The sequence below is a fragment of the Pseudomonas sp. NPDC096917 genome (assembly GCF_044762555.1).
Lineage (GTDB): Bacteria > Pseudomonadota > Gammaproteobacteria > Pseudomonadales > Pseudomonadaceae > Aquipseudomonas.
Map to the genome: position 1 here is coordinate 141536 of NZ_JBIWEO010000012.1, position 24701 is coordinate 166236.

The following is a 24701-nucleotide window of genomic DNA, read 5'->3' on the forward strand; positions in this document are numbered from 1 at the left end:
CTATAACGTTAACAACCTTCGTTGCGCCTACCCTAAACAGGAGCTTTTTCATGAACCACTACATCACTCCCGATTTGTGCGATGCCTACCCTGAGCTGGTGCAGGTGCTGGAGCCCATGTTCAGCAACTTTGGCGGGCGTGATTCCTTTGGTGGCGAGATTGTGACCATCAAATGCTTTGAAGATAACTCGCTGGTCAAAGACCAGGTCGAGCTTAAGGGCAATGGCAAGGTCTTGGTGGTTGATGGTGGTGGTTCCCTGCGCCGGGCATTGCTGGGCGACATGCTGGCTGAAAAAGCGGCCAAGAATGGCTGGGAAGGATTGGTGATCTACGGCTGCATTCGCGACGTGGACGTCATAGCGCAAACAGACCTTGGCGTTCAGGCCTTGGCCAGTCACCCGCTGAAGACCGACAAGCGCGGGATTGGTGATTTAAACGTGGCGGTGACGTTTGCAGGTGTCACGTTCCGCCCGGGAGAATTCATTTACGCAGATAACAATGGCGTTATTATTTCGCCGTCTGCGCTGAAAATGCCTGACTAAACGCTTTGACGACAAGGATCACGGATGTTTGAGGAAGACAACGCGCAGTGGGGGCTGGTGCATGCCCTGCTGTTGGACGGTGAAGGCGGTGCGCGGGCCATTTCGCGTACCGACCTTAATGATCTTGAGCTCAAAAGCCACGAAAGCCTTTGGTTGCACTGGGATCGCAGTCACCCGCAAACCCAGAGCTGGCTGCGCACTTCGAGCGGTTTAAGCGACTTCAGTTGCGACTTGCTGCTTGAGGAAAACACCCGTCCACGGTTACTGCCATTGCCCAACAACGAGCTGTTGCTGTTTTTGCGCGGTGTAAACCTCAATCCGGGTGCCGAGCCGGAAGACATGGTGTCGCTACGTATTTTCGGCAGCTCGCAGCGGGTCATTTCGTTGCGTTTTCGCCCACTGCGTGCGATTGATGAAATGTTGAGTGACTTCGAGCAGGGCGAAGGTCCGAAAAACCCCGCAGAATTGATACTGTACCTCGCTCAGTACCTGACGCTTAAAGTCCAGGATTTGATCGGTGAGCTGTCTGAAATTGTCGATGAGGAAGAAGATAAGATAGATGCCGACGAACGGTATGCACCCGAGCACAGCGCTATCTTGCAGATCCGCCGCAGAGCAGCAGGCCTGCGCCGTTTTCTGGCTCCCCAGCGGGATATTTTCGGTCAGCTTACGCGCACAAAATTACCGTGGTTCAGCAGCGATGTGGCGGATTACTGGAACGAACTCAACAACAGTCTGACGCGCTATCTGGAAGAGCTGGAACTGACCCGCGAGCGCGTGGGGCTGGTCCTTGAGGCTGTAGATCGTCGTTTGAACGTGCGCATGAGTCGCATCATGTACCGCTTTGGTGTGCTCACTGGGATCTTCTTGCCGATTACATTTATCACGGGCTTGCTGGGGATTAACGTGGGTGGTGTGCCGTTCTCCAACAACCCTTATGGCTTTACCGTGATGTGCGTCGTGATGCTGATTATTGGTGTGGGGCAGTGGTGGTTTTATCGACGTTTGCAGTGGCTTTGAGTGCGGGACATGTGACCCGATGAAAGTTGCCTGCGTCTTTCACAGACATATCGAGAGGTGCTTATGCACGATCCGTTTGAACAGTCGTTACGTGAAATGCTCAAAGCGCCATCGTCCACCCGAGACGACGATGCGTGTTTGGGCCGAGTTCTGAAAACCGCCAACCGACAGGTTGGCGCGGGTGACCTATTCAGTCTGCCGGGTCGCTGGATGCAAGCACTGACGATTGCTTTGAACAGCGGTTCCGCGCATATTGCGCCCGTTTCGCGGCGCAAACCTGCTGCTCGCCCTGTTGATAAGGCTGATTGAACATGGAACTTGATCTCTGGACCCAGAGTCTGGTCACGGCAATGACTGCCTTGTGGACTAAAATTGCCAACTTCATCCCAAACCTGTTCGGGGCGCTGGTGGTCGTACTGCTAGGTTTCGTGGTTGCCAAACTGCTTGATACCTTGCTGTCGAAATTGCTTGCCAAACTGGGCCTTGATCGCCTCATGGGTGGCACGGGCCTGACCAAGATCCTGGCGCGCGTGGGCATCAAGGTGCCGATCTCGACCCTGATCGGAAAAATTGTCTATTGGTTCATCCTGCTGGTCTTTCTGGTGTCAGCGGCTCAATCGCTGGGGCTGGATCGCGTTTCTGCGGCACTGGATATTTTTACGGTTTATTTACCCAAGGTTTTTGGCGCGCTGCTAGTGTTGTTGGCGGGTGTGCTGGTCGCACAACTGCTCAATGGTCTGGTGCGCGGCGCTGCCGAGAGCGTTGGCTTTGATTATGCAAGCGGCCTGGGTCGAGTGGCTCAGGGCTTGGTCATCATCATCAGTATTTCGGTCGCAATCAGCCAGCTAGAGGTCAAAACCGACCTGCTGAACCATGTGATTGTGATTGTGTTGATTACCGTTGGTCTGGCTGTTGCCTTGGCGATGGGGTTGGGAAGTCGTGAAATTGCCGGGCAGATTCTTGCCGGGATCTATGTGCGTGAGTTGTATCAGGTGGGGCAAGAAGTGCGAGTTGGCGAGGTCGAAGGGCAGATCGAAGAGATCGGCACGGTTAAAACCACGTTGCTGACCGAGGAAGGTGAGCTAGTCTCCATTTCCAATCGGATCTTGCTGGAGCAGCACGTGACAAGCCGCTAATGCGGCAAACCCTGCTAATGTATGCCGCCTTGAAAACGCCTGCTTCTGAGGTTGATACGGTGGCCATTGACCTGACTGTCGGCACGACTCGTTTTGAATAAAGCCCAATCGCTATCCATGCGCTACGACCCCCGCGAGCTCTCTGATGAGGAGTTGGTTGCGCGCGCGCATGATGAGTTGTTTCACGTCACGCGTGCTTATGAAGAATTGATGCGTCGCTATCAGCGCACTTTGTTCAACGTTTGTTCAAGGTATTTAGGGAACGATAGAGACGCTGACGATGTCTGTCAGGAAGTGATGCTAAAGGTGCTGTACGGCTTGAAAAATTTCGAGGGAAAGTCGAAATTCAAGACATGGCTATATAGCATCACCTATAACGAATGCATCACACAGTATCGGAAGGAACGGCGAAAGCGTCGCTTGATGGACGCATTAAGTATTGATCCCCTCGAGGAAGCGTCTGAGGAAAAGGCGCCGAAACCTGAGGAAAAGGGCGGACTTGATCGCTGGCTGGTGCATGTAAATCCGATTGATCGTGAAATTTTAGTGCTGCGTTTTGTCGCAGAACTGGAATTTCAGGAAATCGCGGACATAATGCATATGGGTTTGAGCGCGACAAAGATGAGATACAAGCGTGCTCTTGACAAATTGCGTGAGAAATTTGCAGGTATTGCTGAAACTTAGTTCAGTGCAAATGGATCTACGTGTAGGTAAGGTCTGATAGACTTGCCGCCGAGTTGTCCCCCGGTATGTGGGACTGCTTTACAATCACCAGATGGGGATTTAACGGATGAAACTGAAAAACACCTTGGGCATTGCCATTGGTTCCTTTGTAGCCGCAACTTCGTTCGGTGCCCTGGCACAAGGCCAAGGCGCGGTCGAGGGTGAACTGTTCTACAAAAAACAGTACAACGACAGCGTCAAGCACGTAGAAGACGGTTACAACCCAGGCGCATCGATCGGTTACTTCCTGACCGACGACGTCTCGTTGAACCTGACCTACGACAAGACTAACCACACCCGTTCGAACGACGGCACTGGCAATCAGAAAATCCAAGGCGACAACTTTGGTCTGAACGCTCAGTACCACTTCGGTACCGTAGGTGACGCACTGCGTCCATACGTTTCCGGTGGTGTTGCTCACAAGAGCATGACCAACGTAGAAGCTGACGGCCACAGCGGTCGCGACAAGTCGACTTTCCTGACTGCTGGCGCAGGTGTTAAGTGGTACATCACTGACAACTTGTTCGCCCGTGCAGGCGTTGAAGCTGACTACAAACTGGACAACGGCAAGTGGGACTACGCTCCTACCGTTGGCCTGGGTGTTAACTTCGGCGGCAGCGGCGGCAAAGTAGCCCCGGCTCCAGTTCCAGCTCCAGCACCAATCGCTGAGCCAGAGCCAGAAGCGCCGATCGCTGAAGTTGTTAAGGTTGAACTGGACGTTAAGTTCGACTTCGACAAAGCAGTTGTTAAGCCTCAGTACATGCCTGACATCAAGAACGTTGCTCAGTTCATGCAGCAGTACCCTGCGACCAACACTACTGTGAATGGTTACACTGACAGCGTCGGTACCGATGCTTACAACCTGAAGCTGTCGCAGCGTCGTGCTGACTCTGTTCGTCAAGCTCTGGTTCAGCAAGGTGTTTCGGCTGGTCGTGTAGACGCAGTTGGTCACGGTAAAGCTGATCCAATCGCTACCAACTCGACTGATGAAGGTCGTGCTCTGAACCGTCGCGTAGAAGCAGTTGTTCAAGCTCAAGCTAAGTAATTTTTAGCCAGCCTGATCAGAAAAACCCGGCTTAGGCCGGGTTTTTCTTTGCCTGTGATTTACCGGGCGTCGCAGCTATAATTGCGACCTCTTTCCGTTACCCTTCGAGTCCATTGCGCCCATGTATAACCTGGCCCGCCAGCTGCTTTTCAAACTTTCCCCCGAAGCCTCTCACGATCTGTCGCTGGACTTGATCGGTGCGGGTGGCCGTTTGGGGCTCAATGGTTTGTTGTGCAAGGCACCGGCGAAGCTGCCAGTCACGGTCATGGGCTTGAACTTTCCAAACCCGGTCGGTCTGGCCGCGGGTCTGGACAAAAACGGTGCAGCCATCGATGGCTTCGCCCAATTGGGTTTTGGCTTTGTTGAAGTCGGTACGGTGACCCCGCGTCCTCAGCCGGGTAATCCAAAGCCGCGTATTTTTCGATTGCCTGAAGCGCAGGCCATCATCAATCGCATGGGGTTTAACAACCTTGGCGTTGATCATCTGTTAAGCCGCGTACAGGCGGCCAAATACACCGGCATCCTGGGGATCAATATCGGCAAGAATTTCGACACGCCGGTGGAGCGTGCCGTTGACGATTACCTGATTTGCCTGGACAAGGTATACGCCCACGCCAGCTACGTGACCGTCAACGTCAGCTCGCCCAACACGCCGGGCCTGCGCAGCTTGCAGTTTGGTGATTCGCTCAAGCAATTGCTTGAAGCCTTACAGCTTCGTCAGAACGAGCTCACGCAGCGCCACGGTAAGCGCGTACCGCTGGCAATCAAGATCGCACCTGACATGACGGACGAGGAAACCGTCCTCGTGGCTCAGGCGCTGCTAGAGACCGGTATGGACGCCGTTATTGCGACCAACACTACGCTTAGCCGCGTTGGCGTAGAAGGTTTGGCCCACGGTGACGAAGCGGGCGGTTTGTCTGGCGCCCCGGTGCTGGAAAAAAGCACCCATACAGTCAAAGTGCTGGCGGCTGAGTTGGCGGGGCGGATGCCCATCATTGCTGCGGGCGGGATTACTGAAGGCAAGCATGCGGCTGAGAAAATCGCCGCAGGCGCCAGTCTGGTACAAATTTACTCGGGGTTCATCTACAAAGGGCCGGCCTTGATTCGTGAGTCGGTCGACGCCATTTCATCTTTGGGCCGTCACTAATAAGCCGCGCCGCTAAAAAACAGGCATAAAAAAGGGCTCCCCTAAGGAGCCCCTGGGCCGAAGCCCGCCGCCTGGAGAGGACGGCAAGGTTAAGTCGTTGCAGTCACGTGGTGGTTTGGGTGCCCGGCGCTAACCGACGGCGTGAAGTTCGTTGAGTCTGTGGATGCCCGCAGTGCCTGTCATACCGTCCCAGTTGTCGCCGCGTCCTTCGCGCCAGCCGTTAATCCAGGCTTGGCGTACCGACGGTAGAGTAAAAGGGCAAAGCTCACGGGATTTACCATGAACGCCATATTGATATCCGCGTAAAAAAGCTCTTTCCAACGGATCACGCTTAAGTCTTCTCATAGGGTGTTGCCCTCACTTGTTGACTGTTTTATATAGCGTCGACCTACCAGAGGTCGGGGCAGAGTGTTCTGCCGTTGGGGTGCTCGCTGCCGGCGTGGCGAGCCTTTTTGTTATCACCTGTGCGGCGACAACCTGAGTTCAGTTCTAACCAAAGCACTCAGAGGATGGAATGATCGTTTTGTCATAAGGACGTAACGATAATGGTGTTACTGCCATAAGAAAGGCTGCTTTTACTGGCTCGGATTGGGCCAAAGCCTGATAGGGCGAGCGCTTGCAAAGATGATGAGTTTCATTCTCCGTCGCGAATAGCCTCTCGTTTTACTCAGGTACTATTCGACGAAGGGTCTTCATATGACCCATTTTTTCTCAATGAATGAACTGCCTCAGCGTCTAGACTCACCGGGCATCAGGCCGGGTTCTGTCGCTGAAGTGGAACGGCACAGTTTCGTGCCACACGAGCGCTCTTCAAGAAAAGCGCTTGATTGAAAACGGAGCAGGCAATGCGTTGCCTCCTCACAGAAAGCTTAAAGCTCAGGAATCCCATGTCGGATCGTTACGAACTCTTCCTTACCTGCCCCAAAGGCCTTGAAGGCCTTCTCCTCGAGGAGGCTATCGGCCTTGGTCTTGAGGAAGCCCGCGAGCACACCTCAGCCATTCGCGGCATGGCAGATATGGAAACTGCCTACCGTCTGTGCCTGTGGTCGCGTCTGGCCAACCGCGTACTGCTGGTGCTCAAGCGCTTCCCGATGAAGGATGCTGAAGACCTGTACCACGGCGTGCTGGACGTTGAATGGCATGACCATATGGTCCCGGACGGCACGCTGGCCGTTGAATTCAGCGGTCACGGCTCGGGCATCGATAACACGCACTTCGGTGCCTTGAAGGTCAAGGATGCCATCGTCGACAAGCTGCGCACACCGTCGGGCGAGCGCCCGTCGATTGATAAGTTCAGCCCAGACCTGCGCATCCATTTGCGTCTGGACCGTGGCGAAGCGATTCTGTCACTCGACTTGTCTGGCAGCAGCTTGCACCAGCGTGGCTACCGTCTGCAGCAAGGTGCGGCACCGCTCAAAGAAAACCTCGCGGCAGCGATTCTGATCCGTGCCGGCTGGCCACGTATGGCCGCCGAAGGCGCAGCGCTGGCTGACCCAATGTGCGGTGTGGGTACGTTCCTGGTTGAAGGCGCGATGATCGCCGCCGACATGGCACCGAACCTCAATCGTATCCATTGGGGGTTTGATGCCTGGCTGGGTCACGTACCGGCTATCTGGAAAAAACTTCACGAAGAAGCGACTGAGCGTGCGGAAGTTGGCATGGCCAAGCCGCCACTGTGGATCCGTGGCTACGAAGCGGATCCGCGCCTGATTCAGCCGGCGCGCAATAACATCGAGCGTGCAGGGCTTAGCCACTGGATCAAGATCTACCAGGGCGAAGTCGCGACGTTCGAGCCGCGTCCTGATCAAAACCAGAAAGGTCTGGTCATTTGCAACCCTCCATACGGCGAGCGTCTGGGTGATGAGGCGAGCTTGCTCTACCTCTACCAGAACCTGGGCGAGCGTCTGCGTCAGGCCTGTCTGAACTGGGAGGCCGCTGTGTTTACTGGAGCCCCGGATCTGGGCAAACGCATGGGCATCCGCAGCCACAAACAGTATTCGTTCTGGAACGGCGCGTTGCCGTGCAAGCTGCTGTTGATCAAGGTCACGCCAGACCAGTTTGTCACGGGCGAGCGTCGCACCCCCGAGCAGCGTCAGGCTGAGCGCGAGCAGGCCGAATCCGACCTGCCGTCGAACATTGAAGCACCGACCAAATACGAGAAATTCAACAAGAACGGCAACCCGATCAAGCCGGCTCCGGTAGTGATCGAGCAGCCGCGCTTGAGCGAAGGCGGGCAGATGTTTGCCAACCGCCTGCAAAAGAACCTCAAGGCGCTGGGCAAGTGGGTTAAGCGTGAAGGCATTGATTGCTACCGCGTGTACGATGCTGACATGCCTGAATATTCGATGGCTATTGACCTGTACCACGACTGGGTTCACGTCCAGGAATACGCGGCGCCAAAATCCATTGATCCGGAAAAGGCCTCGGCCCGTATGTTCGATGCGTTGGCGGCCATTCCGCAGGCGCTGAACATCGACAAGAGCCGTGTGATCGTCAAGCGTCGCGAGCGTCAGAGCGGCACCAAGCAGTACGAGCGGCAAAGTGCGCAAGGCAAGTTCACCGAGGTCAATGAAGGCGGCGTGAAGCTGCTGGTGAACCTCACCGACTACCTGGATACCGGTCTGTTTCTGGATCACCGTCCGATGCGCATGCGGATTCAGAAAGAGGCCGCTGGCAAGCGTTTCCTCAATCTGTATTGCTACACCGCGACCGCCAGCGTGCATGCCGCCAAAGGCGGTGCGCGCAGCACCACCAGCGTCGACTTGTCGAAAACCTATCTGGACTGGGCGCGTCGCAACCTGTCGTTGAATGGTTTTTCTGACAAAAACCGTCTGGAGCAGGGCGATGTGATGGTGTGGCTCGATGCCTGCCGTGAAGAGTACGACCTGATCTTCATTGATCCGCCGACCTTCTCCAACTCCAAGCGTATGGAAGGCATCTTCGACGTCCAGCGTGATCATGTGCAATTGCTGGATCTGGCCATGGCGCGTCTGGCGCCGGGCGGTGTGTTGTACTTCTCGAACAACTTCCGCAAGTTCATCCTGGATGAGCACCTGGAGGCGCGTTACGCCGTTGAGGAAATCACTGCCAGCACCATCGATCCGGACTTTGCCCGTAACAGCAAAATCCACCGTGCCTGGAAAATCATGGCCCGTTAAGGGCCGTTGATACAGGTATAAAAAAACGCCCCTGATCGTAAGGTCAGGGGCGTTTTTTATTGCCTGTAAACATACGAATCTCAGCGCTAAAGCCAAGGATGTGGGAGCTGGCAAGCCGGCCCCCACCTCACCTTACTGCGCGATGGACACCGCGGTGTTGGCGACTGCAGGTTGGCGGTACAAGTCGAGCAATACCTGGTCGAGAATCGAGGACGCACCCCAAGGACGTGGGTCGTTCAGAATGGCGACAACGGCCCAGGTGTCGCCGTTGCTGTCGCGGCTAAAGCCCGAAATGGCGCGAACGGTGTTCAGGGTGCCAGTCTTGATATGGGCCTGGCCGTTCATGGCGGTGGTTTTCAGGCGTTTGCGCATGGTGCCGTCTTTACCGGCAATCGGCATGGAACTGATGAACTCGGCAGCGTAAGGGCTTTTCCAGGCCGCCTGGAGCATTTGCGCCATCTCTCGTGCGCTGACACGTTCAGCGCGCGACAGGCCGGAGCCGTTTTCCATCACCAGGTGCGGCGCGGTGATCCCCTTTTTGGCCAGCCATTGGCGCACGACACGTTGTGCAGCCTTGGCGTCGTCACCGTCGGCGTCCGTGCGGAACTGGGCGCCGAGGCTCAGGAAGAGTTGTTGGGCCATGGTGTTGTTGCTGTATTTATTGATGTCGCGAATGATCTCGGCCAAATCCGGCGAGTAGGCGCGAGCCAGCAATTTAGCGCTTTTTGGCACGCTGGCCTGACGGTCCTGGCCTTGAATGCTGCCGCCCAGCTCTTTCCAGATGGCGCGCACTGCGCCTGCGGTGTAGGTCGCGTGGTCAAGCAAAGACAGGTATGTCTGAGAGTTGCAGCCGTCCGCCAATTGGCCGCTGACAGTAACCAAGACAGAGCCGTCCGCTTGCGGCACAGGGTTATAGCGCACGTCACCTGTGCATTGCTTGGCGTTAATGGCCTTGACCTGATTGTCGATGCGAATGCTCGCAATCGGCGGTTCGACCGAGACCAGTACCTTGCCGGAGTCGTTGCGCGCGACAAAGCGCAGGGCCTTGAGGTTGACCATCAGTGCGTCGGGCTTAACCAGAAACGGTTTGTTTTCGTCGTTGCCGTCATCGTTGAACACCGGCAACTGCGGTTGTTCGAAGAAATTGCGGTCCAGTACCAGATCGCCGGTCACTTGCTGCACGCCATTGGCGCGCAAGTCGCGCATCAGCAGCCAGAGCTTTTCCATGTTGAGTTTGGGGTCGCCACCGCCCTTGAGATAAAGGTTGCCTTGCAGGATCCCGTTATTGAGCGTGCCATCGGTGTAGAACTCGGTTTTCCACTGATGGGTCGGGCCGAGCATTTCGAGGGCCGCGTAAGTGGTCACCAGCTTCATGGTGGAGGCCGGGTTCATCGACACATCGGCATTGAACACGGTAGGGGTGCCGGGGCCGGTGAGCGGCAGCAACACCAGCGATAGCGCATCGTTTTGCAGTTTGTTGGTCTTGAGTGCTTGTTGAACTTTAGGTGACAGGGTGGTGTTGACGGGGGCGGCATTGGCGCCGAAGGCGAGCGGCAAAAACAGGCTGGCCAGTAGCAATGGTCGTAAAGATTTGATCATCTGAAGTAAAACCCTGCAGGCGAGGGGGAAAATACGAGGGCATGAAAAAAGCCCCTCAATGGTCATAAACGTGTTGGCATTATGCCCGAAGGTCATCGAGCTTGTGCATTAGGGTGTTACAGGCAATGGCTTATTTATAGTAGAAAACGATGAGTCGTTCACACGGAACCGGGCAGTCGCAGCCTTAAGCTGGTAAAGTGCCGCCCGTAATTACTTATGAGGATTGTTCAATGGCTACTAATCGTTCCCAGCGTCTGCGCAAAAAATTGTGCGTTGATGAATTTCAGGAGCTGGGTTTTGAGCTGAACCTGGATTTCAAAGAAGACCTGTCGGAAGAAGCTATCGACGCATTCCTTGACGCTTTCTTGAAAGAAGCCATGGAAGCTAACGGTCTGGGCTATGTTGGCGGCGATGACTACGGTCTGGTTTGCCTGCAGAAGCGCGGTTCGGTCAGCGCAGAGCAGCGTGCAGCTGTTGAAGCCTGGTTGAAAGCTCGCACCGAGCTGACCAACGCTGAAGTTAGCCCGCTGATCGACGTGTGGTACCCGGAAAAGCCAATCAATCCGGTAGCCTGACGTCAAACACAAAGGCAGCCCACGCGGCTGCCTTTGTGTATTTACTGCCTTTGCCCGTTCTGGGTGCCTTTTCGAATTCTTTCTGATGACTGCCCGCAACGTCTTGCGTGATTGCGCGTGGGTGCCTGCAGCTGTTGCCGAGTAAGATATTTTTTAGTCGTAAATGGCTTTCTTCTTCCAGTCGCCATCGACCTCGTCGGTTTTAAGGCCTTCGGTCAGTTCATTGACTTCATCGCTGTTGGGCACGAGTTTGTTCGTCAAGATGGCGTTGGCACGGGCCAACTGGGCTTCAAAGGCTTTGAGCGATTCACTATACGGCGTCAGATCAGGCTGTTTGCGCAAATACTGAACGGCGCGCTCATAGGCCAGACGCGCCTGCCCCGGTTGGTTTTGTTGCAGCGCCAACTGGCCCTGATTGTTGAAGAACTCTATATGCAGAGCCACCAGCAAGTGGCGGATCTCCTTGAGCCACTGCTTGGCTTCGTTGGCTGGCAGTACACGATCCTTGGCGGCGCGGGTGATTTGCCCGTGCAGCGTTTCGAGCAAAAAGCGCACATCTTTCGCCCTGGCTTCGGTCAGGATAGGGCGGGGAGGGTTGTTGACCGGAATCGACTCACCTAATGCAACCAGTGCTTGAAGCTCGGCAACCCGGGCCTTTAATGAGGCGCTGGATTTTTGCAATTGCAACAGGCGCTGCGTGGCGTTGAGTTCAAGGCGTGTCAGCAGCAGCTTGAGGGCCGATGTCATCAGTTGGCCAGGAAAGGTCTCGTTGACCTCGCTGCAACGGCGGATCCGGTCATTGAGCTCAACCTTCAGGCGAGCCTTTTCTACTTTGTTGTTTTCCACCACGTGGATCATGTAACCGATGGCGACCAAAAGGACGATCCCGGCGACGACAAGCAGGGTGATCATGGAAGGCGTCAACGTTAAAACCTCTTCAGGGGGGCTGCCGGCGAATGGTGTTGAAGGCAGTGCTGCTCTATAGGCATGTTCTGGCAGTGTTGTTTGGGTGAGGTCAAGGCTTTTGACTCTCCCTTAAAAGGTGGAGATCCAATAGCTGCAAATGGCCATCACTCAAGCCTGCCAATCATAGCGCCTTGTAGGATGCCGGAATATAGGTGTCAGGACTCCGGCGCTGCACGGTGTAAGAAAAAGCCTGTAGAGGAGGGAAGTCATTGATTTCAATAAATTTTCATATTGGGGTTGACGACTTCCAAAACCATCCCTAGAATGCGCGCCAATTGCAGCGTAAAGCGAATAGCCAAACGCATGTAACCAGTGAAGTTGTAGCGTGTCCCCTTCGTCTAGTGGCCTAGGACACCGCCCTTTCACGGCGGTAACAGGGGTTCGAGTCCCCTAGGGGACGCCATTGCGGGAATAGCTCAGTTGGTAGAGCACGACCTTGCCAAGGTCGGGGTCGCGAGTTCGAGTCTCGTTTCCCGCTCCATTTTTAAGCAGCTTTGCTCTAGGGCGAAGTTGAGTGAAAGCCAAAACAGTAACTTCGGTTAATGTAGTTGGCACTGAAATGTGCAATGTACGTTTCGGGCAACGTCCCCTTCGTCTAGTGGCCTAGGACACCGCCCTTTCACGGCGGTAACAGGGGTTCGAGTCCCCTAGGGGACGCCATTATTGCGGGAATAGCTCAGTTGGTAGAGCACGACCTTGCCAAGGTCGGGGTCGCGAGTTCGAGTCTCGTTTCCCGCTCCAAATTTTGTTTTTTGGAGCTACGCATAGTCCAGAAGACTGAAAGATCAGCCGCAGGCTGATTTTTTTTGTGTCACAGCAGCTTTGCTTCGGCAGGGTTGAGTGAAAAGCCAGAGCGACAACTTCGGTTGCTGCGGCTGGCACTGAAATGCACAGCGTGCGTTTTGGGCAACGTCCCCTTCGTCTAGTGGCCTAGGACACCGCCCTTTCACGGCGGTAACAGGGGTTCGAGTCCCCTAGGGGACGCCATTATTGCGGGAATAGCTCAGTTGGTAGAGCACGACCTTGCCAAGGTCGGGGTCGCGAGTTCGAGTCTCGTTTCCCGCTCCAAATTTTGTTTTTTGGAGCAGCGCAGTTTCAAAAAACACTCAAAAAGCAGCCTTAGGGCTGCTTTTTGCGTTTCGCTGGCCTGCCAAGTCGTTCTAAGCTAATAACCAAACAATCTGCAAGAAAATCACGCCTCGCGCCACACAAGGATTCAAACCTGTTTTGAGTCCTTCCGATGTCGCATTATTTTGATAGCGCCCAGCAACGAGACATCCAGGCCCTGTCTCACACGTTCACGGGGCGTACGCAGTGGCCCACCTGGCTACTCTTGATCGCAGTGCCCAGCGCCTGGTTCGCTTTGCTGCTGGCCAGCCCGGTACTGGGTGCCGGTTGGACCATCGTGCTGCTGATTCCAGTGGTCGTGGTGTGGATGTCGGTTCAGCACGAATTACTGCACGGGCATCCCACGCGCTTCGCTTGGCTTAACAAAATGCTGGGCTACGCCCCGTTCGCCCTGTGGTATCCCTACACGCTGTACCGCGACAGCCACTTGCAGCATCACCGCGACCACGACTTGACCATTCCCGGTGTCGATCCCGAAAGCCGCTACCTGAACCGCGCCGACTGGCAACACAGTTCAAAGTGGTTGCGTTGCCTGCTCTGGCTCAACAAAACCGTGTTTGGTCGCCTGTTGGTAGGTCCGCCGCTGGCCTTGTTCGACATGGCGACAGAACAACTGCATCGTTTGCGTCAAGGTGACCGCCAGGCTTGGCTGATGTGGCTGACCCACGGTTTTTTCACCGTGCTGATGTGTGTGTTCATTGCTCGTTACAGCGTTGTGGCCATTTGGCAATACGTGTTTCTGGTCACTGTGCCGGTCCTGTCAATCGGCATGCTCCGTTCCTTTTATGAACACCGTCCCGCTGCTCAGCCACAACAACGCACTGTGCTCAATGAAGCCGGTTGGCCCTGGACCTGGTTGTTCCTTAATCTGAATCTGCATCTTGTGCACCACGACTTGCCGCGTCTGCCGTGGTTTTACATGCCCAGGGTGTATCAGGCACGGCGTGAGCAATGGCAGCAACGCAGTGGCGGCTATGTGGTTCACGGCTACGGTGAGTTGATTCGCCGCCATGGCGTGCAGGCCATCGACAGCCCGCAACACCCGTTTACATAAATCCTGAGGAGCGCCACATGCCAGGCCGTTACGCAGCATTATTGATGTACGTTGCCCCATCGCAGGTGCGCGAGGCTAATGAGCAATGGCTGACACGCATTCTTGAACTGTTGCAGGTCGGTCGCCGCGACGCCGAGGGGCTTGAGCTGCTGGCGCTGTTCCGTGCCCCAGCGTTGCTGCTGAGCCAAACCTGTGGCTACCCGCTAATGACTCAGTTGCGCGGACAAGTGCAGGTGGTGGGCCGCCCCCGTTATGAATGGCCGGACAGCAGTGCGGGGATGCATTGCAGCGTGATCGTTGGCCGTGACACCGACCCGCGCACTGAATTGGCCGATTTCAAAGGCAGCCGCGGGGTGATCAATGATCGGCATTCCAACAGCGGCATGAACCTGTTTCGCCACCGGCTGGCGCCCTTGCAGCAGGCAGGGCGATTTTTTGCCTCGGTGGCGATCAGCGGCGCCCATCAGCAAAGCTTGCGCTGGGTACGCGAAGGTTGGGCAGACCTTGCGTCAATTGACAGTGTGACTTTCGCCTATCTGGCCCGTTATGCACCGACCGAGGTCGCGGGCCTGCGGATTGTGGCGCGTACAGCACTTAGCCCGAGCCTGCCATACATCACCGCGCTTAGCTGCGGCAGTGTTGAGGCAGAACGCATTCGCGAGGCAATGAACCTTGCCTTGCAGCAGTTGCCACACGTAAGTGCCACCTTGGGATTACAGGAGGTGCTGCCGGCCAGCGAAGCCGATTATCAGGTCGTTCTCGACTATCAGCGTGAGGCCCGCGTGGCAGGTTATGACGTGCTGGTTTAACCCTTTGTGCCGCTCTGGTGATTGCGCAGCTACGCTGAAAATGACGCGGCCTATACTTTTGCCCCTTTTCATGACAAGAGAACCCGTATGAATAACCTTAAAAAATGGCTCGGTGGCTCGCTGCTGGCACTTGGGATCTTGAGCCAGCCGGTGTTGGCTGACACTAAAACCGCGCCGATTCACTTTGGTGATATCACCTGGGAAAGCGGCAGTCTTATCACCGAGGTCCTGCGTATTTTGACTGAAAAGGGCTACGGCTTTCCGACCGATACCTTACCTGGGAGCACCGTCAGCCTAGAAGCCGCGTTGGCCAAAAATGATATTCAGGTGATTGGCGAAGAGTGGGCAGGGCGCAGTCCGGTGTGGATCAAGGCGCAGGCCGAAGGCAAGGTTTATGGCTTGGGCGATACCGTCAAAGGCGCCAGCGAAGGTTGGTGGGTGCCTGAGTTTGTGATCAAGGGCGACCCGGAAAAAGGCATCAAGCCTTTGGCTCCGGACTTGCAGTCGGTCAACGACCTCGCCCGTTACAAGGACGTGTTCCGAGACCAGGAAGACCCGAGTCGCGGGCGTTTTCTGAACAGCCCAAGCGGCTGGACCTCCGAGATTGTTAACAGCCAGAAGCTCAAGGCGTATGGTCTGGACAAGGATTTCGTAAACTTTCGCACCGGCTCAGCCGCCGCGCTGGATGCCGAAATCAGTTCCTCGATTCGTCGTGGCAAGCCGGTGTTGTTCTACTACTGGTCTCCGACACCGCTGATTGGTCGCTACAAGCTGATCAAGTTGCAAGAGCCACCGTTTGATGCCGAAGCCTGGAAAACCCTGGCTGACGTCAATAACCCGAACCCTAAAGGCACCCGCTCGTTGCCGGCGCACCTGGCGATTGGCGTATCTGGACCTTTCAAGGCTCAGTACCCACAGTTGGTCGAGTTCTATGAAAAAGTCGATTTCCCTATCGATCTGCTGAACCAGACCTTGGCCCAAATGAGCGAAAAACGCATCGAACCGCGCAAGGCCGCCGAAGCTTTTCTACGTGAACAGCCGCAGATCTGGCGCTCCTGGGTGAGCGCCGATGCCGCGCAAAAGGTCGACGCGGCGCTCAAAGCCAATTAATTCACTGAACACGAGTACTGCATGTTTCCTGAAAACCTGACGTTTTCCATCGCTGGATGGGTCAATGACGCCGTGGACTCGCTGGTCAGCCACTACGGGGATGTGTTTCGGCACATCTCCGACACCTTGCTGTGGGCCATTGTTAACCTCGAAAACCTGCTACGCATGACCCCGTGGTGGCTGATGTTACTCATTATCGGGGTGATTGCCTGGCACGCCACGCGCAAAGTCCTCAGCACGTTGGTGATCGTCGGCTTGCTGTTTTTGGTCGGCGCAGTCGGGCTATGGGACAAGCTGATGCAAACCCTGGCGCTGATGATGGTGGCCACGGTGATTTCGGTGTTGCTCGCCATTCCGCTGGGCATTCTGGCAGCGCGCAGCAATCGTCTGCGCTCGGTGTTGATGCCACTGCTGGACATCATGCAAACCATGCCCAGCTTCGTGTATCTGATTCCCGTGTTGATGCTGTTTGGACTGGGCAAAGTCCCGGCGATTTTTGCCACCGTGATTTATGCGGTGCCGCCGCTGATCCGCCTCACCGATCTGGGCTTGCGCCAGGTTGATCGTGAGGTGATGGAGGCGATCAACGCGTTTGGCGCCAACCCCTGGCAACAACTGTTTGGCGTGCAATTGCCGCTGGCCCTGCCGAGCATCATGGCCGGTATTAACCAGACCACCATGATGGCGTTGTCGATGGTGGTCATCGCCTCGATGATCGGTGCCCGTGGTCTGGGCGAAGACGTGCTGGTGGGCATTCAGACGCTTAACGTAGGCAAAGGGCTTGAAGCCGGGCTGGCAATCGTGATTTTGGCTGTGGTCATCGACCGCATTACCCAAGCCTATGGCCGGCCACGGCATGGTGCAAAAGATGAGTGACGGTGTGATCCCCAAGATTGATGTACGCAACGTATTCAAGGTGTTCGGCAAGCGTGAAAAAGAAGCCCTGGCACTGATCAAGTCCGGTAAAAGCAAGGACGAGGTATTGGCTGAAACCGGCAGCGTGGTGGCTATCAACGACCTGTCGTTGTCGATTCATGCGGGGGAGATATTCGTCATCATGGGGTTGTCCGGCTCGGGCAAGTCGACGCTGGTGCGCCATTTCAATCGCCTGATTGACCCGACCAGCGGCCAGATTCTGGTGGAGGGCAAAAACATCCTTGAGTACGACATGCCGGCTTTGCGCCAATTTCGCCGGCAAAAAATCAGCATGGTGTTTCAAAGCTTTGGCCTTTTGCCCCATCGCAATGTCCTGGACAACGTGGCTTATGGTTTGAAGGTGCGTGGCGAAAGCCAGGCGCAATGCCATGAGCGTGCGCGGCACTGGATCTCGATGGTGGGGTTGCAAGGGTACGAGCAGGCGTTTATTCACCAGCTCTCAGGGGGCATGCGCCAGCGCGTGGGATTGGCGCGTGCACTGGCCACTGATACGGACATCATCCTGATGGATGAAGCCTTCAGTGCACTCGACCCGCTGATCCGTGCCGAGATGCAAGACCAACTGCTTGAGCTGCAACGCACCCTGCAAAAGACCATTGTCTTTATCACTCACGACCTGGAAGAAGCCCTGCGGATTGGTCACCGCATTGCGATACTCAAGGACGGGCAGTTAATTCAAGTCGGCAGCCCGCAAGACATATTGCAGTTTCCGGCCGATGATTACGTGGGCCGTTTTGTTCAACGCCATCACGCTCACGCTCGCCATTAACATACCCCGTTACCACCTTGGGTAAGGCGTTCATGCGTTAAATCACAGAAACAGGCTTAGTCGCCGCGACGGTATGGGCTAAGCCATTTTCTGTTAACTGACGCGATGAACCCCCATGAACGAGCTCTCAAAAACCCCCGATCTTATAGCGGCGTATTCAGTATTAAGCAGTTTTAAAGCCGAGGATTTTGGCTCGCGTCCCAGCTTTCAGGATGTGGTCAAAGACGTGTTCAAAAAAGCACTGGACACTAAATTCCCGGGATTGCTTGCCACTGCTGCTGATTTAGCGTTGGCAGAACCGTTGACGGCTTTTGATTCCGACAACCCCCAGCCTCGGCATTATCGCTTTATGGCCCCGGACGAGGTCATGATTCAGCGGTTCATAGACGACTCGCCCTTCACGTTGATAGAGGGCGAGCACCGTCTTACAACCAGTCGCGATACCGAGAACCCGCCTGCTCAGCGAGTGAGCATGGACAGCTTGCAGGCCATTATCAATGAGCATTCAGCGATGCTGATCGGGGCCTACCAACAGGCCGTGGCAGCGTTTTGGAGTGAGCGGCATGAAGGTAAGCAGAGTCCTTTTCAATGGCTGTCTCGATCACTGAAAGCGGGATTGAACTCGACAACCTCCAATCGCAACCGTGTGCCTGCGCTATCGAATGAAAAAGCGGTTTCATTGGCCGTTATCAGCGCATTCCCGGATAAAACCGAGCGGTTGAATCGTTCTTTTGAAACCCCTTTGCACGCTTATCTGGTCAACATTCAAAGCACAGAGAGAACAGGGCCGCAGCGCTTTCAATTGCCGGGCACATTGGTCGTCACCCGGGATATGGCCGATCGCTCTTTTATTCTCAGCTATTGCCCTGAGCGTGGTGTTGAGGAATTTCGTTCACTGCAATGGTTGGGCGCCAGTTTTATTCCACATGTCAGTGAGCGAGTTCAGGCGTCTTTATTTACATGGACCCTGTATGAGCCTGAGGGGGATGTATTTGAAGCGCTGACGCTGACATTGATCGATGCGCAACTGCACACGATTGCCAGACTGGGGCAAACCGCCCAAGCCGAACGCTGGAGTGTGCCGCGGCTTGTACGGGCGCTGGATGATGCGGGGGGCCATATCCCGCTCTTTAATCCGCAAGAGCGTAGCTACCTTGAGCATGTCATTGAGAACTTGCCATCGTGGTTGCAGCAGGCTGAACCCGACGATCAGTTGTCATACAGCGAGTTGTTGTCGGCCCACATTTTTTGGCAACAAAAAACCAAGGGCCGCACCTTTCTTGAAGGCATTGATGCTTTACCCACCTATGCGCTGCAGATGCTGACGCAGCGGCTTAATCTCGATCATCCCGAGGATCTGGTCGATGTGGCGAACATTCAGGTCGTCGAACTGACCGTTGAAAACCTGCAAATGCCGCAGTTCAACGAAGCCCGTACCTCCCTTGTCGACTTCGCGTTGAGCTATAGAGGTGGATGGCCAGTCGGGCTGGTTGACGTTCAGGACAGCCGGGATAGACCGGTGCCACAGTGGCTAACAGGCAGTTACGTTAAAAACCTGATTGATGAGCTGGATATAAGTACCCATTACATCGAACTCATCAAACGCTTGTTGATTGACGATGAAGCCGGACTCGACGAGCGTCAGGCTTTATTCAAATCGCAGATCAGCGTGCAATTGTCGATGCTGGCTCTTGAGAAAAAAATCAAGGTCCAAGCCGGATTTACCGCTCAAGGCTGGCAAACAGTGGCGCGCCTCATGCGGCCTGATAACGGGCTGGCAGTGGATAATTGCAATGTCTGTGTCCGGCCTTTGGGGTTCCATGCTTACGAAGGATCAGCCATTGACCTTGTGGCCAATATGTATCTGCTGGGCCCCGATGATCTTGATGCCGGGCCTTTTATCCTTTATCGGCCTTTAACGGCTGACCCCCTGCTGGAGTTTGCGAGCTGGGCCGCACTGCTGGAAGCTATCGGACAGCCGGGTGAGCTTCAGGAAAGCGTATTGGCTTGGATGGAAGACAGCGCGCATGGTTTTTATGCCGACGGCGGTTTCAAACGGCCTCACCTTGAGAGTGTGTTGAACGAAGGGTTTTTAGCGTTGTTGCCCAGAAGCCCGGCGAGTTTGAGTACTCAGCGTATCGTCGGTGATTACTTTGAGGCGATGTATCAGGCTCATGCCCAGGCATTGATCACCTTGGCAGACAAACAAACGGTGTCGGCTTCTGAGCGGCGCTGGGCCTCGATCAAACGTTACGGTTGGAGTCTGTTCAATGGCTTGACCTTTTTCATCAGCGGGCCCCTGCAGAAAGCTGCATGGATTTTTCAGACACTTCTAAGCCTTGATAACGGCCTGCAGGCCCGACTCGAAGGTGACAAAGAGGCAGCCATGCAAACGGTTGTCGACTTGCTGTTCAACATCAGCATGGCGTTGTTGCACGAAGGGCTGAATTTTCGCGCCACTGCCAACGAAAAATGGCGCCATGAAGCGCCGTTGGATGAACCGATGCTCTCGGTTTACAACGACAAGAAGCCTGAGCCGGGCTTAACCCTGGAGGCATCTGCGCTGATTCAGAAAAAACTGCCTGACCGCCATACGCCGCAAACCATCGCCGAGTACTCCGCCATGGATTACTCCTGGTTCAGTTCGTCAATGCGCCTGACCCCTGCGCTGCAGGCTGCACTGGATGCGTTTGCAGTGGAGGTTGATTTGACTCAAGGCACGCGGATAGAGGAGGGCGGGCTAAAAGGGTTGATCAAACTTCAAGATCAGTACTGTGTGCAATTAGAGGGTAAAACGTATTTCGTCAGTACGGATGCAGACGGTGTAGTGATACGTAATGAGCACGACCCGCAAACGACAGGTCCTCGTCTTAAAAGCAGCCCTTCCGGTGAGTGGAACCTTGATTTACGGTTGGGGTTGCGCGGAGGCGGGCCTAATAAAAGGATTCTGGCGAAGCAGGCCAAAAACGTTGAAAAGGTCACGTTGTTGTTGAATCAGGCAAAAACGATAGAGAACGAGCTGAGTCGCCGAGCAAAGGCAGCAGATACGCTGGAAAAAATGCTTGAGACAAACCCTGAGCGCAGAGAGGCAAGTTTAGATCGGTATGAGCTTGAATTGATCCAGTGGCGGGAAAGTATTGGAGAGCTTAATCGGTTAACGGATGCAGCGCATAAAGTCATTGCCATTGATCATCATGAGGCGAACACCCAGGAAAGATGGGCACGCCTGGCCCTCAGATCATTCAAGTTTCAAAATATGTTGGAAGAATACTTGCGAGAACTTCCCGTGCGTAACTCTCTGCCTGATTATGAATCGTCGTTGAAGAGCGTGTTGGATGATATGGCAGGTGGGCAGACAGCCTCCTATGAACAGTGGGTTGGAAAGCTGAAAACCACAGAGCGGGTTGAGCAGCGTCTTTTTAAAAACTCTCTCATTGAAGTTGAGGCGTTGGAGCATGTTGGAAAGAGGCCGCTGCCCAGAAGCAGCCCATTGGCGGAAATAGTAAACGGGCCCAATGCTAAAAACTTTGATCGGCATTGGGCTCCGACCTATTTAGAAACGCTGTGTGAGTTACTGATACGCCGAGGAAGTGAAAACCTGTTACCTGAAGAACAATCGGCGTTTGACCTGTTCGGCCAAGGCGCACTGGTAGATACCGCATGGTCTCAATTTAACCTGGGGCGTGAGCAACAAGGTTATACCTCTGAACATCTGGCTTTTTTGGACAATGCACTGCAGCGCTATGACGCGACAGAGGCCGTGTGCCAGAGTCTGCTGGAGTTAAATTCTGAGCACTTACGAAATGAATACCTTGCGCCCATGATCAATGTGCTCAAGACCTTGCGCGAGTATGCGGAATACCAAATGGCGGCAGTGATTATCGACTCTGAAAGTTCATCCTCCGAACCTGATGAGCCGAGGCCGGGGCCGAGTCGCAAGGTCAGTCATCATGCCTCCGGGCAGGGTTCGAAAAAAAAGCAGCGCATTATCAAGACCGATAAAAAACAGTTGCTGGTCGGCACGCTGCGCCATTCAAGCTCGGACTCGGCAGAAGAGATTGTCGATGTCATTGAGGGGGTGGACAACTTAAAAGTGCACTCCTATCGCAGGGTGCAAAGTGGAGAGTGGGAGGAGATTGCGCCCCAACGGCCACCGACCTTGCAAGCTACTCATGTCAAGACCTTAACCAAACTTGAAAGCGACGCCCGAACATTGCTGGGGCAATTCACAAACGCGATAGCCAGCGCCCGCGCGAGCGCTGAATTTACGAGGATTCCAGTCGAAATCCAGGAAATCCTGGAGTTCAAGGCAATGTCACTCGAGGAAGTGGCCATGCAGATGGACAGCATGGTCCAGGCCACCAGCGCCGAAGTTGAGACGTTGAGTGATGAGCGCAGAGTGGGTGCCAATGCGCTGAGCCACAACCTCAAAGAGGGGGCCGCCAGGTTGAGAGAGGAGGGTCGTAACCTGCGTATCAGTATTATCAAACGCCTCCCACCCACGGGGGCCAACGTCGACTATTTAAAAAACCAGAATGCAATAGAGATTGTCCGGATTGGGCCCAGGAAGCATTTAACCAAAGGTCAAAGAAAAGATTATCTTCAGGAATATGTCGTCAAGGATCTGCAGGGAAAAGAGTTGTGGTATGCACATTTCCATTACAAGACCCTGCAAACCCCGAGCAATGAGTTTGATGTTGCGCATTTGAAAACGGCTGAACAGCGCACCTTCAGTGATAAATCACTCTATGCCAAGGCTCAAAGTTCCAAGGATTACGTCGCGGTCTACCGCGCCAAGCTGGAACCCGACTTGGCGAGGCAGTTGTTCTTATCGGCTGAATAGTCAATTCAGGTCATAACGGACCGATAACACGCCTTTCTTGAGGTTAACCGAGATAACGTTGACGGCGCCCAACGTGGCCAGGGAGCTGACATGGGTGCCGCCACACGGATAACTCGGCAAGTCGCCAAATTGGACAGCACGCTGCTGGTTATCCACTCGCACATGCCGTGGTAGATCAGCACGGATCCATTGCTCCAGACGTTGCTGGATCTGCTGGGCGTCGATGGGTTGTGCGTGTTCACCGGGGGTAAAGCTGACCCGGCATTCACCTGGCCAATGATGGGCTTTGCTCGGTATCCAGCCCGCCTGCTCACCGAAGACACCGATTAAATGCCCGGCGGAATGCAGGCGGGCGTTCAACTCTCGGCGCGCGCAATCAACCTCTGCCCGTGCGGGCCCCGTTTCAATGGCCTGCGTGACGTAATGCATGATGCTGTCTTGCTGCTGCAAGACCTTGACCACTTTGGCGTCGCCAATGTAGCCGATGTCGCACGGTTGTCCACCGCCCTGAGGATGAAAAGGGGTTGCCCGCAAGGTGACGGCAAAGCCTTCTTCACAAGGTGTGCAGTCAATGACGTCGACATCGGCGCTGAGCGCGTCACTGGTAAAAAAGAGGCGTTGAGTCATGGGGTGGTCCTGATCGTTGTCTGTTTTTAGTATAGGGTTTGGCTCTGTGCGTGATAATCCGTCAATTTTTCAATGGACCTGTGCGTTGTGAGCATAAATCTACCGCTTTCATTACTGGCTGAAATGGTGATCTTCGTGAGGGTGGTCCAGGTCGGGAGTTTTTCCGAAGCCGCTCGTCAGCTGGACACTTCGCCTTCTGCTGTCAGTCGCAGTGTTGCCCGTCTGGAGAAAGCCCTGGCGATTCGTTTGTTGCAGCGCACCACGCGCAAGCTGCGTCTAAGCGATGCCGGCGAGGAGGTGTTCAAACGCTGCCAGGAGGTGGTGGGGGCGGCACAATCAGTCATGGATCTCAGTGGCCGTTACACCCAGGAGGCTGAAGGGTTGATCCGGGTCAGCGTGCCCAAGGCGGTTGGCCGATACGTGGTCCATCCGCACATGCCCGAATTTTTGCGGCGCTATCCCAAGATCGATGTGCAATTAATTCTGGAGGACCGGCATGTCGATCTGATTGATGACAATGTCGATTTGAGCATTCGTATCACCGATCAGCCGCCTCCAGGGCTGGTGGGCCGCCATTTATTTGCAATCGAGCACTTGCTGTGCGCAACGCCTGCCTATCTGGCGGAACACGGCACGCCTCGGCAACCCGAGGATTTACGTGAGCACAGTTGTGTTTATCTGGGGGAAACCCCGGCGGATGCACGCTGGAAATTCAAGCAAGGCAGTAAAACGGTGACGGTCGGGGTAAAGGGCCGTTACGCGGCCAATCACACGGGCGTGAGGCTGGATGCGGTGTTGCAGCATATTGGAATTGGCAGCCTGCCTTACTTCACTGCGCGACAGGCGCTGGAGCAGGGCCTGATTGTGCACGTGCTGCCAGCCTGGAACTTTATAGCGTCCTACCATGGCGGCGGGTGGCTTGTGCACAGCCCTTCGCGTTATTTGCCGCCCAAGATGCGGGTGTTTATCGACTATCTGGTGGAGCGCCTGGCGCAAGAGCCAGCATTGGGCTCGTGGCAAAAAAAAGACCTGCGCGGTTCACCGGACAGGTCTTGAGCATTCAGTCGTTCAATTAATGTTGCGGGCTGTCTTCGTGGGTGGGCAGCGCCATGAACTGCTTTTCCTGATTCCAGTCGAACGGCTCGCCATTCTGTTCGGCCTCATAGCGGCGCTCTTCCAGCGCTTCATACATGTTCAACTCTTCATCGGACAAGTAGTTAAAGCACGCACCGCCGAAAAACCACAACAGGTCACGGGGTACCAGGTGGCCGATTTGTGGGTAACGTTCAATCACTTGGCACAGGATGTCCTGGCCCAAGTATTGGCTGCTGTCAAAATCGGTCAGCAAACCGCTCTTCATCTCATCGAAACGTTCGATAAACAGTGCGTGGCTTTCTTCCGGAATCTGTTCGGCATCACCGACAGCAACCAGAATGCTGCGCAACATATCGAGCAGGGCGAGGTTATGGTTGAGATCGTTGGTAGCCATCACGGCGTCCTCTAAAGCAAAACGG

Annotated in this window: 21 protein-coding genes and 6 tRNA genes; 22 read left to right on the forward strand and 5 right to left on the reverse strand. The window is 55.0% G+C overall.

Annotated features, from left to right (window positions below; all coding sequences use genetic code 11):
- Positions 1-50: 50 nt before the first annotated feature.
- The 7 genes from rraA (at position 51) to ACIQYF_RS15965 (ending at position 5613) form a co-directional block, all read left to right on the forward strand.
- Positions 51-542, forward strand: coding sequence for a ribonuclease E activity regulator RraA (gene rraA / locus ACIQYF_RS15935; RefSeq protein ID WP_019407990.1), 492 nt, complete (start codon positions 51-53; stop codon positions 540-542).
- A gap of 24 nt (positions 543-566) precedes the next feature.
- Positions 567-1562, forward strand: a complete 996-nt coding sequence (locus ACIQYF_RS15940; RefSeq protein ID WP_402863570.1) for a zinc transporter ZntB — start codon at positions 567-569, stop codon at positions 1560-1562.
- 63 nt (positions 1563-1625) lie between these two features.
- Complete coding sequence (locus tag ACIQYF_RS15945) at positions 1626-1871, forward strand: hypothetical protein (RefSeq protein ID WP_019407992.1); 246 nt, start codon at positions 1626-1628, stop codon at positions 1869-1871.
- Between the two features lie 2 nt (positions 1872-1873).
- Complete coding sequence (locus ACIQYF_RS15950; RefSeq protein ID WP_019407993.1) at positions 1874-2698, forward strand: mechanosensitive ion channel family protein; 825 nt, start codon at positions 1874-1876, stop codon at positions 2696-2698.
- A 93-nt stretch (positions 2699-2791) separates the two neighbouring features.
- Positions 2792-3382: an RNA polymerase sigma factor SigX gene (gene sigX, locus ACIQYF_RS15955; protein WP_029612359.1), complete on the forward strand. Its 591-nt coding sequence runs from the start codon at positions 2792-2794 to the stop codon at positions 3380-3382.
- Between the two features lie 106 nt (positions 3383-3488).
- Positions 3489-4466: an OmpA family protein gene (locus ACIQYF_RS15960; RefSeq protein ID WP_402863575.1), complete on the forward strand. Its 978-nt coding sequence runs from the start codon at positions 3489-3491 to the stop codon at positions 4464-4466.
- Between the two features lie 121 nt (positions 4467-4587).
- Positions 4588-5613: a quinone-dependent dihydroorotate dehydrogenase gene (locus ACIQYF_RS15965; protein WP_402863578.1), complete on the forward strand. Its 1026-nt coding sequence runs from the start codon at positions 4588-4590 to the stop codon at positions 5611-5613.
- A gap of 129 nt (positions 5614-5742) precedes the next feature.
- On the opposite strand, the gene rmf is transcribed toward ACIQYF_RS15965, so the two are convergent.
- The gene (gene rmf / locus ACIQYF_RS15970) at positions 5743-5958 is read right to left on the reverse strand and encodes a ribosome modulation factor (RefSeq protein ID WP_002553055.1); all 216 of its coding nucleotides are present in this window, start codon (positions 5956-5958) and stop codon (positions 5743-5745) included.
- Between the two features lie 542 nt (positions 5959-6500).
- Here rmf and rlmKL point away from each other — a divergent pair.
- Entirely contained in the window at positions 6501-8771 is a 2271-nt protein-coding gene (gene rlmKL / locus ACIQYF_RS15975; RefSeq protein ID WP_402863582.1) for a bifunctional 23S rRNA (guanine(2069)-N(7))-methyltransferase RlmK/23S rRNA (guanine(2445)-N(2))-methyltransferase RlmL, read from the forward strand.
- Positions 8772-8903: 132 nt separating this feature from the next.
- On the opposite strand, the gene dacB is transcribed toward rlmKL, so the two are convergent.
- Positions 8904-10370, reverse strand: coding sequence for a D-alanyl-D-alanine carboxypeptidase/D-alanyl-D-alanine-endopeptidase (dacB, locus tag ACIQYF_RS15980; protein ID WP_402863585.1), 1467 nt, complete (start codon positions 10368-10370; stop codon positions 8904-8906).
- A gap of 230 nt (positions 10371-10600) precedes the next feature.
- On the opposite strand from dacB, the gene ACIQYF_RS15985 reads away from it, so the two are divergent.
- Complete coding sequence (locus ACIQYF_RS15985; protein ID WP_019408000.1) at positions 10601-10945, forward strand: YggL family protein; 345 nt, start codon at positions 10601-10603, stop codon at positions 10943-10945.
- Positions 10946-11098: 153 nt separating this feature from the next.
- Here the strand turns inward: ACIQYF_RS15985 and ACIQYF_RS15990 are convergent, their stop codons facing one another.
- Positions 11099-11857, reverse strand: coding sequence for a hypothetical protein (locus tag ACIQYF_RS15990; RefSeq protein ID WP_402863590.1), 759 nt, complete (start codon positions 11855-11857; stop codon positions 11099-11101).
- A gap of 381 nt (positions 11858-12238) precedes the next feature.
- On the opposite strand from ACIQYF_RS15990, the gene ACIQYF_RS15995 reads away from it, so the two are divergent.
- The 12 genes from ACIQYF_RS15995 (at position 12239) to ACIQYF_RS16050 (ending at position 22560) form a co-directional block, all read left to right on the forward strand.
- Positions 12239-12314: transfer RNA gene (locus ACIQYF_RS15995), tRNA-Glu, on the forward strand.
- Between the two features lie 2 nt (positions 12315-12316).
- A tRNA-Gly gene (locus ACIQYF_RS16000) sits at positions 12317-12392 on the forward strand.
- A 103-nt stretch (positions 12393-12495) separates the two neighbouring features.
- A tRNA-Glu gene (locus tag ACIQYF_RS16005) sits at positions 12496-12571 on the forward strand.
- A gap of 5 nt (positions 12572-12576) precedes the next feature.
- A tRNA-Gly gene (locus ACIQYF_RS16010) sits at positions 12577-12652 on the forward strand.
- A 170-nt stretch (positions 12653-12822) separates the two neighbouring features.
- Positions 12823-12898, forward strand: a tRNA-Glu gene (locus tag ACIQYF_RS16015).
- Positions 12899-12903: 5 nt separating this feature from the next.
- Positions 12904-12979, forward strand: a tRNA-Gly gene (locus tag ACIQYF_RS16020).
- Positions 12980-13151: 172 nt separating this feature from the next.
- Positions 13152-14093, forward strand: coding sequence for a fatty acid desaturase (locus ACIQYF_RS16025; protein WP_402863593.1), 942 nt, complete (start codon positions 13152-13154; stop codon positions 14091-14093).
- Positions 14094-14110: 17 nt separating this feature from the next.
- Complete coding sequence (locus tag ACIQYF_RS16030; RefSeq protein ID WP_402863596.1) at positions 14111-14902, forward strand: phosphate/phosphite/phosphonate ABC transporter substrate-binding protein; 792 nt, start codon at positions 14111-14113, stop codon at positions 14900-14902.
- Between the two features lie 87 nt (positions 14903-14989).
- The gene (locus tag ACIQYF_RS16035; RefSeq protein ID WP_402863599.1) at positions 14990-16012 is read left to right on the forward strand and encodes an ABC transporter substrate-binding protein; all 1023 of its coding nucleotides are present in this window, start codon (positions 14990-14992) and stop codon (positions 16010-16012) included.
- 21 nt (positions 16013-16033) lie between these two features.
- On the forward strand, positions 16034-16888 hold the full coding sequence (locus ACIQYF_RS16040; protein WP_402863602.1) for an ABC transporter permease: 855 nt from the start codon (positions 16034-16036) through the stop codon (positions 16886-16888).
- Positions 16881-17717: a glycine betaine/L-proline ABC transporter ATP-binding protein gene (locus tag ACIQYF_RS16045; protein WP_402863605.1), complete on the forward strand. Its 837-nt coding sequence runs from the start codon at positions 16881-16883 to the stop codon at positions 17715-17717. Before ACIQYF_RS16040 ends, ACIQYF_RS16045 begins: the two co-directional genes overlap by 8 nt.
- A gap of 115 nt (positions 17718-17832) precedes the next feature.
- A complete protein-coding gene (locus ACIQYF_RS16050) occupies positions 17833-22560 on the forward strand; it encodes a dermonecrotic toxin domain-containing protein (protein WP_402863608.1) in 4728 nt (1575 codons plus the stop codon).
- On the opposite strand, the gene ACIQYF_RS16055 is transcribed toward ACIQYF_RS16050, so the two are convergent.
- Entirely contained in the window at positions 22561-23187 is a 627-nt protein-coding gene (locus tag ACIQYF_RS16055; protein ID WP_402863611.1) for an alanyl-tRNA editing protein, read from the reverse strand.
- Positions 23188-23274: 87 nt separating this feature from the next.
- Here ACIQYF_RS16055 and ACIQYF_RS16060 point away from each other — a divergent pair, with 87 nt between their 5' ends.
- Positions 23275-24243 carry a LysR family transcriptional regulator gene (locus tag ACIQYF_RS16060; RefSeq protein ID WP_402863614.1) on the forward strand — a complete coding sequence of 323 codons (969 nt, stop codon included), beginning with the start codon at positions 23275-23277 and terminating at the stop codon, positions 24241-24243.
- A gap of 16 nt (positions 24244-24259) precedes the next feature.
- Here ACIQYF_RS16060 and ACIQYF_RS16065 read toward each other — a convergent pair whose 3' ends face one another.
- Positions 24260-24676, reverse strand: coding sequence for a PA2817 family protein (locus ACIQYF_RS16065; RefSeq protein ID WP_402863617.1), 417 nt, complete (start codon positions 24674-24676; stop codon positions 24260-24262).
- Positions 24677-24701 lie beyond the last annotated feature (25 nt).

Excerpts from the sequence above, each read along its gene's own strand:
- rraA (WP_019407990.1), top strand. The coding sequence starts at position 51 with ATGAACCACTACATCACTCCCGATTTGTGCGATGCCTACCCTGAGCTG.
- ACIQYF_RS15940 (WP_402863570.1), top strand. The coding sequence starts at position 567 with ATGTTTGAGGAAGACAACGCGCAGTGGGGGCTGGTGCATGCCCTGCTG.
- ACIQYF_RS15945 (WP_019407992.1), top strand. The coding sequence starts at position 1,626 with ATGCACGATCCGTTTGAACAGTCGTTACGTGAAATGCTCAAAGCGCCA.
- ACIQYF_RS15950 (WP_019407993.1), top strand. The coding sequence starts at position 1,874 with ATGGAACTTGATCTCTGGACCCAGAGTCTGGTCACGGCAATGACTGCC.
- ACIQYF_RS15960 (WP_402863575.1), top strand. The coding sequence starts at position 3,489 with ATGAAACTGAAAAACACCTTGGGCATTGCCATTGGTTCCTTTGTAGCC.
- ACIQYF_RS15965 (WP_402863578.1), top strand. The coding sequence starts at position 4,588 with ATGTATAACCTGGCCCGCCAGCTGCTTTTCAAACTTTCCCCCGAAGCC.
- rmf (WP_002553055.1), bottom strand. The coding sequence starts at position 5,958 with ATGAGAAGACTTAAGCGTGATCCGTTGGAAAGAGCTTTTTTACGCGGA.
- rlmKL (WP_402863582.1), top strand. The coding sequence starts at position 6,501 with ATGTCGGATCGTTACGAACTCTTCCTTACCTGCCCCAAAGGCCTTGAA.
- dacB (WP_402863585.1), bottom strand. The coding sequence starts at position 10,370 with ATGATCAAATCTTTACGACCATTGCTACTGGCCAGCCTGTTTTTGCCG.
- ACIQYF_RS15985 (WP_019408000.1), top strand. The coding sequence starts at position 10,601 with ATGGCTACTAATCGTTCCCAGCGTCTGCGCAAAAAATTGTGCGTTGAT.
- ACIQYF_RS15990 (WP_402863590.1), bottom strand. The coding sequence starts at position 11,857 with ATGATCACCCTGCTTGTCGTCGCCGGGATCGTCCTTTTGGTCGCCATC.
- ACIQYF_RS16025 (WP_402863593.1), top strand. The coding sequence starts at position 13,152 with ATGTCGCATTATTTTGATAGCGCCCAGCAACGAGACATCCAGGCCCTG.
- ACIQYF_RS16030 (WP_402863596.1), top strand. The coding sequence starts at position 14,111 with ATGCCAGGCCGTTACGCAGCATTATTGATGTACGTTGCCCCATCGCAG.
- ACIQYF_RS16035 (WP_402863599.1), top strand. The coding sequence starts at position 14,990 with ATGAATAACCTTAAAAAATGGCTCGGTGGCTCGCTGCTGGCACTTGGG.
- ACIQYF_RS16040 (WP_402863602.1), top strand. The coding sequence starts at position 16,034 with ATGTTTCCTGAAAACCTGACGTTTTCCATCGCTGGATGGGTCAATGAC.
- ACIQYF_RS16045 (WP_402863605.1), top strand. The coding sequence starts at position 16,881 with ATGAGTGACGGTGTGATCCCCAAGATTGATGTACGCAACGTATTCAAG.
- ACIQYF_RS16050 (WP_402863608.1), top strand. The coding sequence starts at position 17,833 with ATGAACGAGCTCTCAAAAACCCCCGATCTTATAGCGGCGTATTCAGTA.
- ACIQYF_RS16055 (WP_402863611.1), bottom strand. The coding sequence starts at position 23,187 with ATGACTCAACGCCTCTTTTTTACCAGTGACGCGCTCAGCGCCGATGTC.
- ACIQYF_RS16065 (WP_402863617.1), bottom strand. The coding sequence starts at position 24,676 with ATGGCTACCAACGATCTCAACCATAACCTCGCCCTGCTCGATATGTTG.